We start from the raw sequence: 15,616 nt of genomic DNA, 5'->3' as shown, positions 1-15,616 counted from the left end.
CGGCAGCTCCTACAAGGATGGGTGTATCAATTACGGTGTATTAGCGCCGCAACCTCCTCTGTAGGAGCTGTCGAGTGCAACGAGGCTGCGAACTTTTGATTTTCAAGGGCAAGATCAAGAGATCGCAGCCTTCGGCAGCTCCTACAAGGATGGGGGTATCAACCACGGCGTGCTATGGCGCCCATGGCCATGAACAGCGCGGCAATCGCCCGGGCTTCATGGAGGTCGCCGCGGGCCACCAGTTCGGGGATCTGTGCCAGGGGGACTCGCAGGCATTCAAGGGGTTCGGGTTCGTCGCCTTCGAGTTGGCAGGGGCTCAGCTGTTCGGCCAGTACCACCCGGTAGCGATGGCACAAATGCCCCGGTGCCAGGGTCAGCTCGCCCAGCTCGGTGAGGCGTGCGGCGCGCAGGCCGACTTCTTCGCTCAGCTCGCGCTGCGCCGCCTGCAGGTAGTCTTCATCGGGCTCGGCGCCGCCCTTGGGCAGGCCGAGGATGGTTTTTTCCACACCGACCGCGTATTCGCGCACCAGCAGCACATGCTCCGGATCAGGCATCGCCACCAGCATCACCGAGCGATAACCGGTGCCGCGCAGGCGTTCGTAGACCCGCTGCTGGCCGTTGCTGAATTGCAGGTGCAGGGCTTCGATCTGAAAGTGGCCGCTTTGCGCCAGCAGTTCAGTCTTGAGGATGGTTGGGCAGTTGCGCATGGGGCAGTCCCCTGTTTGGGATAAGGACACTGTGCGCTGTACAACGGGGGCCGCCATCGTCCGAGCGGACGAGGGCGGCAATGAGGTTCAGCCGAGGGTCGCCACGCTGCGCAGGATCAGGCGCACCAGCATGGTCTGGCGGGTCACGCCGGTCTTGGAGAAGGTCGAGCGCAGGTGGGCCCGCGAGGTGTTGCGGCTGATACCCAGTTCTTCCGAGGCTTCGTCCAGGGTCAGACCGTTGGCCAGCAGCATCGCCAGCTGGGTTTCCGCCGGGGTGAAGTCGAACAGCGCACGCACGATTTCCTGCGGTGCGGTGGACTGTTGTTCCGGGTCGCTGATGAAAATCACCACGGTCGGGCACTGTTTGCCTTCGCTCCAGTCGGTCAAAGGCACCGAGCGCACGATGATCCCCAGGTCCGCTTTGCCGGACGGTCGCTGCACACGCAGGGCTTCGACCACCGACGGGTTGCTGCTCTTTTGCGACAGCAGCGACTGCTTGACCAGGCGACGGAACTCCTGGGTGTCCCGGGCCGTGCCCACCTGCAGGCCATCGTTGACCAGTTTGATGCCGTCCTTTTCCTGGATCAGCCGGTCGGCCACCTGGTTGGTCTGCAGCACCTTGCCGGACTCGTCGAGGATGATCGTGCCGACCGCCATCTGGTTCACCGCGCCGGCGTACAGGTTGCGCTCGGCTTCGATGCGGTTGAGCTGCATGTGGATCTTGATCGACCGCTCCAGGTGCGGAATGAAATGCGTGAGCATGGCCTTTTCTTCGTTACCGAAAGGCTTGTCGTCACGTCCGCGGCTGATGCGAATGCGACACTGGGCGCCGTCGACGGTGTTGATGTCGGCACCGAGGATGTGGAACACGTCCACCGGTTCAAGGAAGTTCTTGTAGAACTCGGAATTCTGCCAGTCGTCGTTGGAGACGAACTCGGCGAGGGTCACGACCTGGCGGTTGGGCAGGTCGACAAAGGGGTCGAGGCTGAAAAAGTGTTTGTTGTACGACGCGGTCGCCTCGGTCGAAGTGCCGGTGGTGTTGACCATCAAGCCGTCCACGTGGGCGCTGGGCGGACGCAGGATGAAGGTCACGTACTTGCTGTTCAGATGCACATTGAGCTGATTGAGGAACGTCGCCCAGGGAATGTTTTCCAGCGGACCCTGATAGAGGTTGCCGATCAAATCACTGAACGTATCGAGGCTGAGGCTCTGCTGCATAGGGAAAAACCGTTTTTATTATTAGCGTTGGCGGTGGCCGAGAATAAGCGCCGGTATCGACTCCTTGCAACGCTCGGGCTCAGGGCCTGACAGGCGGCTGCCGATCAGGCCCGGGGCGGGCGAAAAGCCGCTGATATCAAACCCGTTCGCTGGCGCGCACGACAAACTTCTTGTGTTCGGCAACGTCCGCCGACAGCGCCTGTACGTCGGTGTAGAACTGCTCGTACCAACGGCGCAACTGATAGACCGGACCGTCGCCGTCGCACAGCAGCGGGTTGTCGACGCGGGTCTTGCTGTGCCAGATGGCCACGTCTTCGTAGAAGGCTGCCTGGGCCTGTGCCACATAGGCCTTGGCCATTTCCTGGTTCTGCTCTTCGCTGAGCCCCGGGATTTTTTTCACCAGCACGCCGTAGCGCAGGGTGAAACTGTCCAGATCGATCGGCACATGGCAGTTGAGCAGGATCGAGTGGATCGGCTGGCCGTTCATGGCGCCGTTCATTTCGGTGATCTGATAGGCCGGGCCGAAGTAGGTGGCTTCGGTGGTCAACACGCTGTCGCCGGACAGGCGTTCGCTGCGGGCGCGCATGATCTGGGTGGCCAGGTGGCCTTCGAAAATGTTGATGAACTCATCGACCGGCGCGCCGTGCACAGTGCCGAAGTGCGCCATGTCGGCGATGTTGTCGATCAGTTCGCGGCAGTTGGTGCCAATCTGCAATTCGGCGACTTCCCATGCAGCCCATTCGTCGCTGTAGCAGGCGTCGATGCGCGGAATGCGTTGCTCCGGCAGCGGCGGGTTGCCTTCGGGGTCATTCCAGACGAACAGCAGCTGGTTTTCTTCCATGATCGGCCAGCTCTTGATCCTGGCCCGTGGCGGAATGCGCTTGGCATAGGGGATGTCGTCGCACACGCCATCGGCGCCCCAGCGCCAGGCGTGGAACGGGCAGCGGATCGAGTTGCCCTCAACGCAACCGGTGCTCAGGTCGGCGCCCATGTGCGGGCAGTAGCCATCAAGAATATGCAGTTCGCCGTCTTCACCCTGGAACGCCACCAAGCGGGTGCCGAACACCTCCAGGCGATGGGCCTTGCCGTCGCGGTATTGCGCGGCCAGGCCCAGGCAATGCCAGCCACGGGCGTAGCGGTCTTCCAGCAGTTTGGCTTCGATGCGGTGCAGGGTACTCATCTTATTATTCTCCCAAGGGATCACGGGGTTGGCGCATGTAAGGGATTCTGCCGCCCCTGTAAAAGCGGGCATCGTCTGAATGGACGATGGCTGCTTTAAGCAGGCCCGCTCTACTGGCGCCATTGGACCCATGGCAGGAGTTGGCGATGAGTAATGAACAAGGGCCGGTCGCGGTGATTACCGGGGCCGCCAGTGGTATTGGCCGAGGCTTGGCCGAGCACGCGGCGACGCTGGGCATGCGCCTGGTGCTGGCGGATCGGGATGCGGCGGGCCTGCAAGCCCTGTGCGACGAATTGAAGGCCGCTGGTGCGCAAGCGATTGCCTGCGTCACCGATGTCGGTGTGGTGAAGCAGGTCGAGCGCTTGCGTGACCGGGCTGTCGAGCACTTTGGCGGGGTCGACCTGCTGTTCAACAACGCCGGGGTGATGCAGACCGGTTTCAGCTGGGAGATCACCGAAGCACAATGGCAGCGCATGCTCGACGTCAACCTGGGCGGCGTGATCAACGGCATTCGCAGTTTCGTGCCGCTGTTGCTCAGCCAGGGCCGGGCAGCCCATGTGATCAACACCGCGTCCCTTGCCGGGCTGGTCAGCAGCCCGCTGATGGCGCCGTACAACGTGACCAAACAGGCGGTGGTCGCGCTCTCGGAAACCCTGCATTACGAACTCGCCATGCTCGGAGCGCCGGTGTCGGTTTCGGTGCTGTGCCCGGGGCCGGTGGCCAGTGAAATCATGGCGTCGAACCAGGTGGTGGACAGCGCCGGATCCGACTTCAGTCAACTGCTCGACAGCACCATTCGCCAGGGCATGACCCCGGCGGAACTGGCTGCGCAAGTGTTCGCCGCCGTCGCGCAAAAACGCTTCTGGATCCTGCCCCACAAGGGTTTCAAGCCGGCCCTTGAGCGCCGGGTACAAAGCATCCTGGGCGAGACCAATCCGCAATTTCAAATGACCGACGTAGAGGACGATGCCCATGCCGCTCGATAAGCAGATCGCCGGGGTTCTCCAGCAATTTCGCGACCTCCCGGAGCCCGATTTCAGCCAGGTCGATGCCGCTCAGTACCGGCAGTTCTCCGATAACCTGCTGCCGGCCATCCCCGGCGATCCGATGAGCGAGGTGCGCGATCTGAAAGTGGCCGACGCGGACGGTGATCTGGATGCACGGCTGTACCGGCCATCGCAAGCGCCCGACCTGCCGTTGCTGGTGTATTTCCATGGCGGCGGATTTGTCATGGGCAATCTCGATACCCACGATAATCTTTGCCGTTCGCTGGCGCGCCAGACCGAGGCGGTGGTGGTGTCCGTGGCTTATCGATTGGCCCCGGAACACCCGTTCCCGGCGGCGCCCCTCGATTGCTATGCGGCCACCTGCTGGCTGGTTGAGCACGCAGCCGAGCTTGGTTTCGATGGCAGCCGACTGGCCGTGGCCGGCGACAGTGCGGGTGGCAATCTGGCGCTGGCGGTCAGCCAGCTGGCGACGCGAGGCAAGGGACCGAAGATCAGCTATCAGTGCCTGTTCTACCCGGTCACCGATGCCGGATGCGACAGTCAGTCCTTCGAAGAATTCGCCGAAAGTTATCTGCTTTCGGCCAAGGCGATGCGCTGGTTCTGGCAGCAATACCTGCAAGAGGATGGACAGGCGGATGATCCGTTGGCCTCGCCATTGCGAGCCGAAAGCCTGGCAGGCTTGCCGCCGACCACCTTGTTCAGCGCCGGGTTCGATCCGCTGCGGGACGAGGGCGAAGCGTTGGCCGAGTGCCTGCGCGAAGCCGGTGTGGTGGTGCGCGTGCAGCGTTACGAAGGCATGATCCACGGTTTTATCAGCATGGCGCCGTTTGTTGAAGCCGCAGCACAAGCGTTGACAGACGCTTGCGCCGATTTGCGTGGAGCACTCCAATGAGTGGCCTGGCCTTCAACACGGTGCCGCAACTGATCGAGGCCATTGGTGCCGGTCAGATGGTGGTGATCACCGACGATGAACACAACGGCGAAGGCTCGCTGCTGATGGCCGCCGAACAGGCCGGGGCCGAGGCCGTCACCTTCATGGCGGTGCAGGCACGCGGGCTGATTTGCCTGGCCCTGACCGAGCAGCGCTGCCGCGCGCTGGGCCTGGACCTGATGGTGCCCAACTCCCGGGCGCAGCATGGCGTGGGGTTTACCCGCTCGATCGAAGCCGCCACCGGGGTGTCCACCGGCATCTCGGCGGCAGACCGGGCGCGGTCGATCCAGGTGGCGGTCGACCCGGCCAGCGTACCGGCGGACCTGGTGCAACCGGGGCATATCTTCCCGGTGCAGGCCTTGCCCGGTGGCGTGATGCAGCGCGCCGGTCATGTCGAGGCCGCTTGCGACCTGACACGGCTGGCGGGGCGGCAACCGGCGGCAACCCTGGTGGGCATTCTCAACGAGGACGGTGAACTGGCCCGTGGTGCCGAGTTGCATGACTTCGCCCAACGTCATGGCTTGCGGATCGGCACCATCGCCGACCTGATTCACTACCGCATCCTGCATGAGGGCACGATCGAGCGCGGCGGTGAGTATCCGTTACAGACACGCCATGGCGAGTTCCAGGTGACGACCTATCAGGACACCTACCAGGGCGCGTTGCACCTGGCGCTGGTCAAGGGCCGGATCGACAGCACGCAACCGGTGCTGGTGCGGGTGCAAAGCATCGAGACGTTACGTGACGTGCTGGGGTGTGATAGCGAAGGCGGGACACAGCAGTGGACCCTCGAACGCTCGCTGGCGAGCATCGCCGCCACCGGTAACGGCGTACTGGTGTTGCTGGCACAGAAGGAAACCGCCGACGGCGTGCTCGAACAACTGCGCCAGCGCAGCGGCAGCAAGCCGCGCACACCGCAGTTTCCGCAACGGACCCTGGGCATCGGCGCCCAGATCCTGCGCGACCAGAACGTGCGCAAAATGCGCCTGATGAGCTCGCCGGTGCCCTACAAGGCCGTGTCCGGGTTTGATCTGGAGGTGACTGAGTTCGTGCCGTTTCAGCCCGCAGGCTAAAGCAAATACAAAACCTGTGGGAGCGAGCTTTTGTGGCGAGGGGGCTTGCCCCCGTTGGGGCGCGCAGCGGCCCTGGAATCAGCGTTCGCGTTTTTCAGTGAGAACGCATTCGCCGATTTTACGACTGCTTCGCAGCCGAACGGGGCGGTGCGGCGATCCGACAAGCCCCCTCGCCACAGGTCAGTGTGTTCCCACGGATTCAACTTAAGGCTTGATCCCGCGCAACATCATCTTCGCCTGATCCTGCACCGCCGCCGGTGCCGTCATGTTGCCGTCGATCACGGTGATCACCGCATGGCCTTGCCACAGTTGGTACGCATCGGCCTTTTGCTGGGCTTCGGTCGGTGACAGCGGGGCGGCCAGGTTGACGTGGACCACGCCGTCGGCGCCACGTTGTGAGGTGAAGTTCACCCGGTCCCAGTTGCCGATCGGGGCAAAGCTCACGCCCTTGACCTCATCGGGTTTCAGCGGCGGGTAGTTGAGGTTCAGGCCGCTGACGCCCGGCAGGCCCAGCACGTTCAAATCGCACTGATGTTTGCTCCTTGCACAGGCCTGTCTGGCTTCTGTACCGGCCAGGCTCGCCTGCTCTATCACCTTCACGGCAAAGCGCGCCGTGTCGTCCATCGCGCCGAGGGTCTTGCGGTATCCAGCCTGCTGGTCGCGGATGATCAGGTCCATGTCGATGGCCGTGGACACCGCCACCGCCGGAACCCCTTTGAACATCGCCCGCACAGCCGCGTTGAGGGTGCCTGACATCTGCGTCAGCGGGCCGACGTTTTCGCCAAAGTTGCTGCCCGAGACCACCAGGTCCGGCGGCGAATCCTTGAGGATCACGTCGAGGCCGACGTTGACCGCATCCACCGGCGTGCCAATGGCTGAGGTCTTGCCGGCAGGTGGGGTGTAGCCCTGCGGTGGTCCGACGCAATACCGGCCCGGCGCCAGTTCGGTCACCGCCAGGGCCTGACCGGGCACGACCACGCTGGCGGCACTGATGCCGCTGCTGTCGTTCAACGGGCCGACCAGGGTGACTTTGTGTCCGGCAGCGGTCAGGGCGCGGTACATCGCATCGATGCCGGGTGCGCGGCAGCCATCGTCGTTGGTCAGCAGGATGTTCAGGGCGTTGGCCTGCATCGACAGGCCAACGCTGGCCATGGCGATGACGCCGGTGAGGAGTTTGTTCATGGGGACTCTTCCGTGGGAGGCGCGGATTTTACAAAGCACAACGCCCCGACCGAAGAAATCGGTCGGGGCGCGGTGAGTTTAGCGGGTGCCGAGTTTGCGCAGGTTGCCAGGGGTGAATTCGTCTTCGGTGAAGGCGGTGGCGTTGAGCTTGGCCGGTTTCTGATCGACCAGCATGCGGTCAACCAGGTAGGAGCCGGCGATCAGGTCGTGGTAGATGCCGAGGCGAGCGTGGTAGCGCTGCATCTCGTAGGCGTAGATCGAGGTCTGCATGTTGGTGCGCCACAACTGGCCACGGCTGTCGTAGTTGTCGGCCATGGTGGCCGACCAGGTGTCTTCGTCGAGGTACAGCACGCGCTTGGCATACACGTGGCGGGCGCCTTCCTTGAGGTTGGCCTGCAACACCCAGACTCGGTGTTTCTCGTAGCGCATGTACTGCGGATCGACGTGACCGGTAGTGTCCAGGATCTGGTCGGCCGTTACGCTCGGGTCGTCGATCTTGTAGTTGTGGTACGGGATGTAGATCTCTTTCTTGCCGACGATGGTCCAGTTGTAGCGGTCCGGCGCACCGTTGAACAAACGGTCTTCGTCGTACACGCGAAAACCACCGGCGCCGGTCGGCGAATCGTAGCCCACGGTCGGTGCGCGACGTACCCGGCGTTGACCCGGGCTGTACTGCCAGGCCTGGCGCGGGGAGGCGGTCGGGTTGATGAACTCGTGGCCGACCACGATCTCGCCTTTCTTGCGCACCGGCTCCAGGGTGGTGATCAGGAAGTGGGTGAATACACCGTTCGCAGCTTCCAGGCTCTTGTCCGGGCTCGACCAGATCGAGAAGATCTTGTAGTTGACCTCTTCGAGCACCTTTTCCTTGTTGGAGTACACCACCGCCTGGCCGTAGTTGGCCTCTTCAGTGCTGGCGCGCCCCTGCAAGGTATGGTTGAACATCAACTCGCTGCCGTTCTTCGGGATCGGGAACGGCGAAGCTCCCCACGCGTTCTTCGTGTCGTTGTTGTCATTGTCGAGTTCGGCAGTGACGGCGTTTTTCTTGACCTGGTCTTCAAGGCGCTGATCGAGGCGGAAGTCGCGGTGGCTCGGGTACACCGGGATCTTGAACGTGTCAGGGTAACGCTTGAGCAACGCTTTCTGGCCATCGGTCAGGTTGTCGGCGTACTTGTCCATGTTCTTCGAATCGATCACGAACAGCGGTTTTTCCGCGGCGTACGGGTCCGGGTACGGCGTGCCCGGACCGGCGTATTTGAGGCCGGGCGGCAGGCCGCGCCATTTGCCGGACCAGGCCGGGATGCTGCCGTCGGCGTTGCCGGCTTTTTCGGCGCCCATCGGGGTCAGGTCCTGGCCCAGGTGGGCGGCTTCTTCAGGGCTGACCTTGGCGTAGGCCAGGCCACTGCCGAGCAGGCTGACGGTCAGCGCCGTGCTCAATAATGTTTGGGTGAATCTGGACATGCTGTGCTCCTCCGATTGGGGAATCAGAACCGGTACTTGAAGTTGAGCGCGACGTTGTCGCGGTCGGCCAACGGGCTGTTGTTGGCGTTGCCGAGGTAGGCGTTGTAGCGGGCCTCGACGGTGAAGTTGCCCAGGTAGCGCCACGAACTGCCGATGCTGGCGCGGTTATCGTTCTGGCCGGCGTTGATCGAGCCGACCATCGAACTGTCGCCGTGGGCGGCGGCGCTGAAGGTGACAGGCACCGACATGTCCCATCCGCTGAATACGTCGTTGTAGTCAAAGTTCGCCTGCACCGTGTAGCCCCAGGCATCGCGGTCATAGACCAGGCTGTCGGTTCCCGGCAGCGCGAAGCCCGGCGCCAGGGTGACCGGCTGCGACTTGTCGTTGCTGACCACGGTGTTGTAGACCAGCTCACCGGTCAGGGTGGTGTTGTCGGCGAAGGAGGTCGGGCCGAGCACGTAGATCATCGACGTTTGCGCCTGCACGGTCTTGCCACGCACGGGGCTGGAGAAACCGTTGTCGACCATCACTGGCGTGCCGTCGCGGTAGCTGACTTCACCGGCCCAGCTGACGTCGCCCAGCACGGTGGCGAAGCTCGCGCCGAACAGGTCGATGTTGTCGAAGTAGCGCACCTGGTAGCGGCCCAGCGTTGTCGCGAAGTCCAGCGACGGGGTCTTGTCGTGATAGCGCGAGTAGTAGATGCCGAACTCGGTGTTGTTCAACGACTCGGCAGCGTAGGTGAAGGCCAGGCCGTACTGGCCGCTGTCGCTCGGCTTGTCGTCCTTGAGGCGGGTGACGAAACCGGAGGCGTCGTTGAAGCCGCCCTCATCGATGAAGTCGGTGGTGGAGAAGTAGCTGCCCACGCCGAACAGTTCGGTCTTTTCCCACTTGTATTGGTAGTACGCCTGGATACCCAGGCTTTCGGTCAGGGCGAACTGGGTGAACAGTTGGCCGACCGGCAGCAGGATTTCCTTGACCTCGACGCCCGGGGTGGTCGCCTTGGTCGCATCGACCGGGCTCTGCGCTGCGGAAATACCCGGGTAGAACAGGCTTTCACCCCAGCTCACCACCTGATTACCCAGGCGCGCGTTGAGGGCGTGGCCGCTCACGTCCCAGGTACCGTAGGCGTAGTAATCGAGCATGCGCAGTTCATTGCGATGCTGGTCGACGGTGTCCTGGGAGAAACGGTCGGGTTGGCTGCAATGGCCACCGGCGAAGCAGTTCGAGGTGCCAGTGGTGTTGTCGTTGCCCTGATCGTAGACGTTGTCGTAGAAGCCCGTCGCGCGGACGAACACGCCGTAGTTGTCTTGCCACTTGATGTTGGCTTCGGTGAGAAAGCCGCTGCGGTTGTTGATCAGGCTGCCTTTGTCGAAGGCGTTGTCGCCGTCGTTGGCGTTGGCATCGGCAGTCAGTTTGTGATCGCGAGACTCGGTCCGCCAGGCGAGGCTGTACGTCAGTGTGGTGTCCCAGTCGATGCTCAAGTCTTCGCTCGGCTGAAAGCTCATGGCGTTAACGTGAGCGCTTAATCCGCCAGCCAGCAACAGCAATGCCAGCTGTACGCGAGGGTGCTGTGTTGGTGGGGCGATTATTGTTTTTATCATGTCGTCCTCATGGCCCAGGTCAGACCTGCCCGACCTGCATTTCAGGGGGGTGATTGGTGCTGTGGGCGACTATGGAGTCACGACTTGCGCGCAACATCGTCCAAGCGGACTAAGCGATTTGTACGGGAACCGCCACACCGGATCGCTGTAGGAGCTGCCGCAGGCTGCGATCTTTTGATCTGGCCTTTAAAAGATCGCAGCCTCGTTGCACTCGACAGCTCCTACAGGGAGTGGGGCGCTGCGGTTCTCGCTGTAGGAGCTGCCGCAGGCTGCGATCTTTTGATCTGGCCTTTGAAGGATCGCACCCTCGTTGCACTCGACAGCTCCTACAGGGAATGGGGCGCTGCGGTCTTCTCTGTAGGAGCTGCCGCAGGCTGCGATCTTTTGATCTGGCCTTTGAAGGATCGCAGCCTCGTTGCACTCGACAGCTCCTACAGGGAATGGGGCGCTGCGGTTCTCGCTGTAGGAGCTGCCGCAGGCTGCGATCTTTTGATCTGGCCTTTGAAGGATCGCAGCCTCGTTGCACTCGACAGCTCCTACAGGGAGTGGGGCGCTGCGGTCTTCGCTGTAGGAGCTGCCGAAGGCTGCGATCTTTTGATCTGGCCTTTGAAGGATCGCAGCCTCGTTGCACTCGACAGCTCCTACAGGGAGTGGGGCGCTGCGGTTTTCGCTGTAGGAGCTGCCGTAGGCTGCGATCTTTTGATCTGGCCTTTAAAAGATCGCAGCCTCGTTGCACTCGACAGCTCCTACAGGGAGCTGCGGTCTTCGGCTTAGTCCCATCGGACGATGAACACCCGGCGCGTGCGGCGAACAATCCCGAGACCGACTGCACCGGGCGAAGATCCGGCGGTGGCGGTTTCTGCCTGATGGGCGCTGAACAAGGGTGATCGCATGAACGCTGCCGGGATCAAATGGGACGAGTGTTGTGATGTGTTGGTGATTGGCTCGGGAGCCGGGGGCATGACCGCTGCGCTGCGCGCCCACGACCTGGGCCTGAATGCGCTGCTGATCGAGAAGAGCGGCGAGTACGGCGGCACCTCGGCGGTGTCCGGCGGTGGCATCTGGATCCCCAACAACCACCGGATCAATGCACTCGGCGGCAGTGATTCGGCAGCCGAAGCGATTGCCTACATCCGCGCCGTGACCCATGGCGAGATCGACGACGGGCGCATCGAGGCCTATGTCGAACATGGCCGGGAGATGGTCGAGTACCTGGAAAGACACACCCGGGTGCGCTTCGAGGCGCAACCTCGCTACGCCGATTACTACCCGGAAGTCGCGGGCGGCAAACCGGGCTATCGCTCGATGGATCCACAACCTTTCGATGCCGCCGAACTCGGCGAAGAATTCCTGCGCATGCGCGCACCGTCCCCCGGCACCCTGATGATGGGGCGCATGGCGATGACCATGAAAGAGGCGCAAGTGCTGCTGTGTCGTGGCCCCGGCTGGTTGCGCCTGACCCTGCGGGTGATGTGGCGCTACTGGCGTGACCGCGAGGGGCGACGCTTGTCCCGCCGTGACCGCTACCTGACCCTGGGCAATGCCTTGATCGGTGCCTTGCGCTGTTCGTTGCAGGACCGCGGTAAATCCCTGTGGCTCAACTGTGCGCTCGAAGAACTGCTGTTGGTCGGCGACCGGGTCGGCGGTGCGCGGGTCAATCGCAACGGTCAGTTGCTCAACGTCAAGGCGCGCTACGGGGTGATCGTTGCTGCCGGTGGTTTCGAGCGCAACCAGGCGATGCGCGAGCAGTACCTGCCGCAGCCGTCCCGGGCCAACTGGAGTGCCACGCCGCCGAACAATACCGGCGACGGCATTCGCGCCGGCCAGGCCATTGGTGCGCGGACCGCGTTGATGGAGCACAGCTGGTGGGCGCCAACTACTTACGTCAAGGGCGAAGAGAAGCAGCGTGCGTTGTTCGTCGAACGTACCTTGCCGGGGTGCGTGATGGTCAACGCCGCAGGCGAACGTTTCGTCAATGAAGCCGCGCCCTATACCGACATCGTTTATGCGATGTACGCCAACAACCGCGAAGGCGCCGCGAGCGTGCCGTGCTGGATGGTGTTCGACGCCGAGTTCCGCCGCAAATACCCGTGCGGTGCCTTGCTGCCGGGCTATGCCCAGCGCGATTGGCAATTGCCCGAGCATCTGCGCGACTACTTCCACAAGGCGTCGAGCCTGGAAGAGCTGGCGACAAAAATCGGCGTCGACGCTGGCGGGCTGCTGCGCACCGTGCAGCGCTTCAACGGCATGGCCGTGCAGGGCGTCGACGAGGATTTCCACAAGGGAGACTCACTGTTCGACCGCTACTACGGCGACCCGAACGTGCAACCCAATCCGTGCCTGGCACCGTTGCTCAAGGGACCGTTCTACGCCGTGCGCATCGACGCCGGTGACATCGGCACCAAGGGGGGGCTGCTGACCGACGTGCACGCCCGCGTGTTGCACGAAGACGGGCAACCGATCAACGGCCTGTACGCCATCGGCAACAGCGCCGCCTCGATGATGGGCCGCACTTATCCAGGTGCCGGCTCGACCATCGGCCCGGCCATGACCTTCGGCTACCTGGCCGCCAATCACATCAAGCGCCAGAGCGAAACCGCTTCGGCCAAAACCTTGTTCGGGAGCGTTGAATGAATCAGCCACGTCAACAAATCGCTATCGTGACCGGTGCCAGTCGCGGAGTGGGCCAGGGCATCGCCCTGGCCCTCGGTGCGGCGGGCATGACCGTATACATCACTGGCCGCGCCCCGGCGCAGGGCGGCTCGAATCTGTATGGGCATGCCTTGTGCGGCTCGCTGGAGGACACCGCCGCCGCGATCACCGCCGCCGGTGGACGCGGTATCGCGGTGGTCTGTGACCACGCCGATGACGCGCAGGTCCGGGCGCTGTTTGCCCGAGTAGAAGCCGAGTGCGGGCATCTGGATTTGCTGGTGAACAACGCCGCGTTCATTCATGACCAGTTGATCGAACCCGGACCGTTCTGGGCCAAACCCCTGGACCTGGTGCGCATTCTTGACGTGGGCCTGCGCTCGGCCTACATCGCCAGCTACTACGCCGCGCCGCTGTTGCTCAAAAGTACCCAAGGACTGATTTGCTTCACTTCGTCGTTCGGGGCCGGGTGCTACATGCACGGCCCGGCGTACGGTGCGCAAAAGGCCGGGGTCGACAAACTGGCGGCGGACATGGCGATCGATTTCGAGGGGCAGGGCGTGGCGGCGTTGTCGCTGTGGCTCGGCCCCCAACTGACCGAACGCACGAAGATTGCCGGCGAGCAGCATGGCGAGCAGTACCAGGCGTTTCTCGCCCATGCCGAAACCCCGCAGTTCAATGGGCGGGTGATCCATGCCTTGCTCAATGATCCACAGTTGATGGCGCTATCCGGGCAGACCTTGATCACCGCCGAAATCGCTCCCGGCTACGGCATCAGCGAAGCCGAAGGCCGCCAGCCGCCGTCGCACCGCGCCATGCTCGGCGACCCTCGCCAGCAGCATCCGGCGCGGGTGGTCTGAATTCACAGTCGTCAGGCACACACAAACCTGTGGGAGCGGGCTTGCCCGCGATGAGGGCGTCAGCTTCAACATTGATGTTGACTGACACACCCCCATCGCGGGCAAGCCCGCTCCCACAGGTAATGTGGCATTAATCAAAATATCGCCGACGCTTAACTGACTGGCTGCAATGCCCACTCGCGCAACACATTCTTCGTCACTTTGCCCGCCGCATTGATCGGCATGCTCTGCAGCACCTGCACCCGGCGCGGCACCTTGTAGTTGGCCATCTGCTCACGGCACCAGGCGAGGAATCGCGCCTGCTCGATTTCCATTCCGGGTGCCGGCAACAGGAACGCCATCGCCACCTCACCCATGCGCTCATCGGGAATACCGATCACCGCGGCCTGGGCCACGCCCGGGTAGGTCAGCAGACACTGTTCGATCTCCGCCGGGTACACGTTGAAGCCACCGGTGATGAACATGTCCTTGAGGCGATCGGTGATGCGCAGATAACCCTGTTCATCGAGCATGCCGATGTCGCCGGTGTGCAGCCAGCCGTCGGCGTCGAGAATTTCCTGGCTGGCGTCGGGGTTGTTGAGGTAACCCTGCATCAGGTTGTAACCGCGAATCTGCACTTCACCGGGAGTGTTCGCCGGTTGGCTGCGACCCGTGTTGCCGACACAGCGCACTTCCACCCCAGGCATCGCCCGGCCACTGGTGTTGGCGACCAGTTCCGCGGAATCACCGGAGCGGCAGATCGTGGCGAAACCGCAGACTTCCGTCAGGCCATACGCGGTGACGATGGTGGCGAACCCCAGTTCGTCGCGCATGCGGTGGATCATCTCCACCGGGATCGCCGCCGCGCCGGTTACCGCTACCCGCAATGAGCCCAGGTCGAACTCGCCGCGTTGCGGATGGGCCAGCAACGATTGATACAGCGTCGGCGGCCCGGGCAACACGGTGATGCGTTCGCGCTGCACGCATTCAAGCACGGCCTGCACGTCGAACACTTGCTGCGGCAGGAGAGTGCAGCCACGCATCAATGCGGCCAGCCAGCCGGCCTTGTAGCCAAAGGAATGGAAGAACGGATTGACGATCAGGTAGCGATCGCTCTCGCGCAGTCCGACGATGTCACTCCAGTCGCGCACGATGCGCAGGTTCTGGCCGTGGCTGGTCATCACGCCTTTGGGCTTGCCGGTGGTGCCCGAGGTGAACAGCACATCGGACAAGGCTTGCGGGCCAACGCTTTGCTCGCGGGTGCGCAGGGCCAGTTGCGGCACGTCGGCCGCCAGATCCATGAACCGCTCCCAGGCCAGGGTGCCCGGATTGGCGCCGCGCAGGCTGACGATGTGACGCAGCTCAGGGAGGTCTTCCGACACCAGCATGCCGGGGTAGTCCGCGCCGAGGAATTCGCCGATGGCGAACAGCACGCAGGTGCCGCTTTCGCGCAGGATGTAGCCCGCCTCGCTGCCCTTCATCCGGGTGTTGAGCGGTACCAGGGCGGCGCCGACACTTTGCAGGGCGCCGGCGGCGACGATCCATTCCCATACGTTGGGCGCCCAGATCGCCACGCGGTCCCCGACCTGTACGTCGAGGGCCAGCAGTGCGCGGGCAGCCTGGCGACGCAACTGGTCGAGTTGTCGATAGCTGATGCTGTGGCCCGCGTCCTCGATGGCCGGGCGGTCGCCGTAGGCCTGGGCAGCGTTGGCGAACAGTTGAGCGATGGTCAGTGCGGTGGCGACAGGCGGCATGGGGCCTCCCCGGTTAG

12 protein-coding genes are annotated in these 15,616 nt (G+C 63.2%); 5 read left to right on the top strand and 7 right to left on the bottom strand.

What is annotated here, in order from left to right; all coding sequences use genetic code 11:
• Positions 1-158: 158 nt before the first annotated feature.
• The 3 genes from nudE to ACEN83_RS20940 all read right to left on the bottom strand — a co-directional run bounded on the left by nudE (position 159) and on the right by ACEN83_RS20940 (position 3,105).
• A complete protein-coding gene (gene nudE / locus ACEN83_RS20950) occupies positions 159-707 on the bottom strand; it encodes an ADP compounds hydrolase NudE (RefSeq protein WP_495578296.1) in 549 nt (182 codons plus the stop codon).
• Between the two features lie 87 nt (positions 708-794).
• Positions 795-1,925, bottom strand: a complete 1,131-nt coding sequence (locus tag ACEN83_RS20945; protein ID WP_007986294.1) for a helix-turn-helix transcriptional regulator — start codon at positions 1,923-1,925, stop codon at positions 795-797.
• 136 nt (positions 1,926-2,061) lie between these two features.
• On the bottom strand, positions 2,062-3,105 hold the full coding sequence (locus ACEN83_RS20940) for a 3-ketosteroid-9-alpha-monooxygenase, oxygenase component (protein WP_495578295.1): 1,044 nt from the start codon (positions 3,103-3,105) through the stop codon (positions 2,062-2,064).
• A gap of 146 nt (positions 3,106-3,251) precedes the next feature.
• Here ACEN83_RS20940 and ACEN83_RS20935 point away from each other — a divergent pair, with 146 nt between their 5' ends.
• Genes ACEN83_RS20935 through ACEN83_RS20925 form a run of 3 tightly spaced genes read left to right on the top strand, consistent with a single transcriptional unit; the run spans position 3,252 to position 6,116 of the window.
• Entirely contained in the window at positions 3,252-4,091 is an 840-nt protein-coding gene (locus tag ACEN83_RS20935; RefSeq protein WP_495578294.1) for an SDR family NAD(P)-dependent oxidoreductase, read from the top strand.
• Entirely contained in the window at positions 4,078-5,004 is a 927-nt protein-coding gene (gene lipP1 / locus ACEN83_RS20930) for a LipP1 family hormone-sensitive lipase (protein WP_495578293.1), read from the top strand. The genes ACEN83_RS20935 and lipP1 overlap by 14 nt, the downstream gene beginning before the upstream one ends.
• Entirely contained in the window at positions 5,001-6,116 is a 1,116-nt protein-coding gene (locus ACEN83_RS20925) for a 3,4-dihydroxy-2-butanone-4-phosphate synthase (RefSeq protein ID WP_495578292.1), read from the top strand. Before lipP1 ends, ACEN83_RS20925 begins: the two co-directional genes overlap by 4 nt.
• Before the next feature lie 204 nt (positions 6,117-6,320).
• Here ACEN83_RS20925 and surE read toward each other — a convergent pair whose 3' ends face one another.
• The 3 genes from surE to ACEN83_RS20910 all read right to left on the bottom strand — a co-directional run bounded on the left by surE (position 6,321) and on the right by ACEN83_RS20910 (position 10,357).
• A complete protein-coding gene (gene surE, locus ACEN83_RS20920; RefSeq protein WP_495578291.1) occupies positions 6,321-7,298 on the bottom strand; it encodes a 5'/3'-nucleotidase SurE in 978 nt (325 codons plus the stop codon).
• Positions 7,299-7,376: 78 nt separating this feature from the next.
• Positions 7,377-8,756, bottom strand: coding sequence for a DUF1329 domain-containing protein (locus tag ACEN83_RS20915; protein ID WP_495578290.1), 1,380 nt, complete (start codon positions 8,754-8,756; stop codon positions 7,377-7,379).
• Positions 8,757-8,779: 23 nt separating this feature from the next.
• On the bottom strand, positions 8,780-10,357 hold the full coding sequence (locus tag ACEN83_RS20910) for a DUF1302 domain-containing protein (RefSeq protein ID WP_495578289.1): 1,578 nt from the start codon (positions 10,355-10,357) through the stop codon (positions 8,780-8,782).
• Positions 10,358-11,248: 891 nt separating this feature from the next.
• Between ACEN83_RS20910 and ACEN83_RS20905 the strand changes: the two genes are divergently transcribed.
• Positions 11,249-12,991 carry an FAD-binding protein gene (locus tag ACEN83_RS20905; protein ID WP_495578288.1) on the top strand — a complete coding sequence of 581 codons (1,743 nt, stop codon included), beginning with the start codon at positions 11,249-11,251 and terminating at the stop codon, positions 12,989-12,991.
• Positions 12,988-13,866, top strand: coding sequence for an SDR family NAD(P)-dependent oxidoreductase (locus ACEN83_RS20900; protein WP_495578287.1), 879 nt, complete (start codon positions 12,988-12,990; stop codon positions 13,864-13,866). Before ACEN83_RS20905 ends, ACEN83_RS20900 begins: the two co-directional genes overlap by 4 nt.
• A gap of 152 nt (positions 13,867-14,018) precedes the next feature.
• Here ACEN83_RS20900 and ACEN83_RS20895 read toward each other — a convergent pair whose 3' ends face one another.
• Complete coding sequence (locus ACEN83_RS20895; protein WP_495578286.1) at positions 14,019-15,599, bottom strand: FadD3 family acyl-CoA ligase; 1,581 nt, start codon at positions 15,597-15,599, stop codon at positions 14,019-14,021.
• Positions 15,600-15,616 lie beyond the last annotated feature (17 nt).

It is taken from the genome of Pseudomonas sp. Pseusp49 (assembly GCF_059491875.1).
This window is presented reverse-complemented; position numbering and strand designations above follow the sequence as displayed.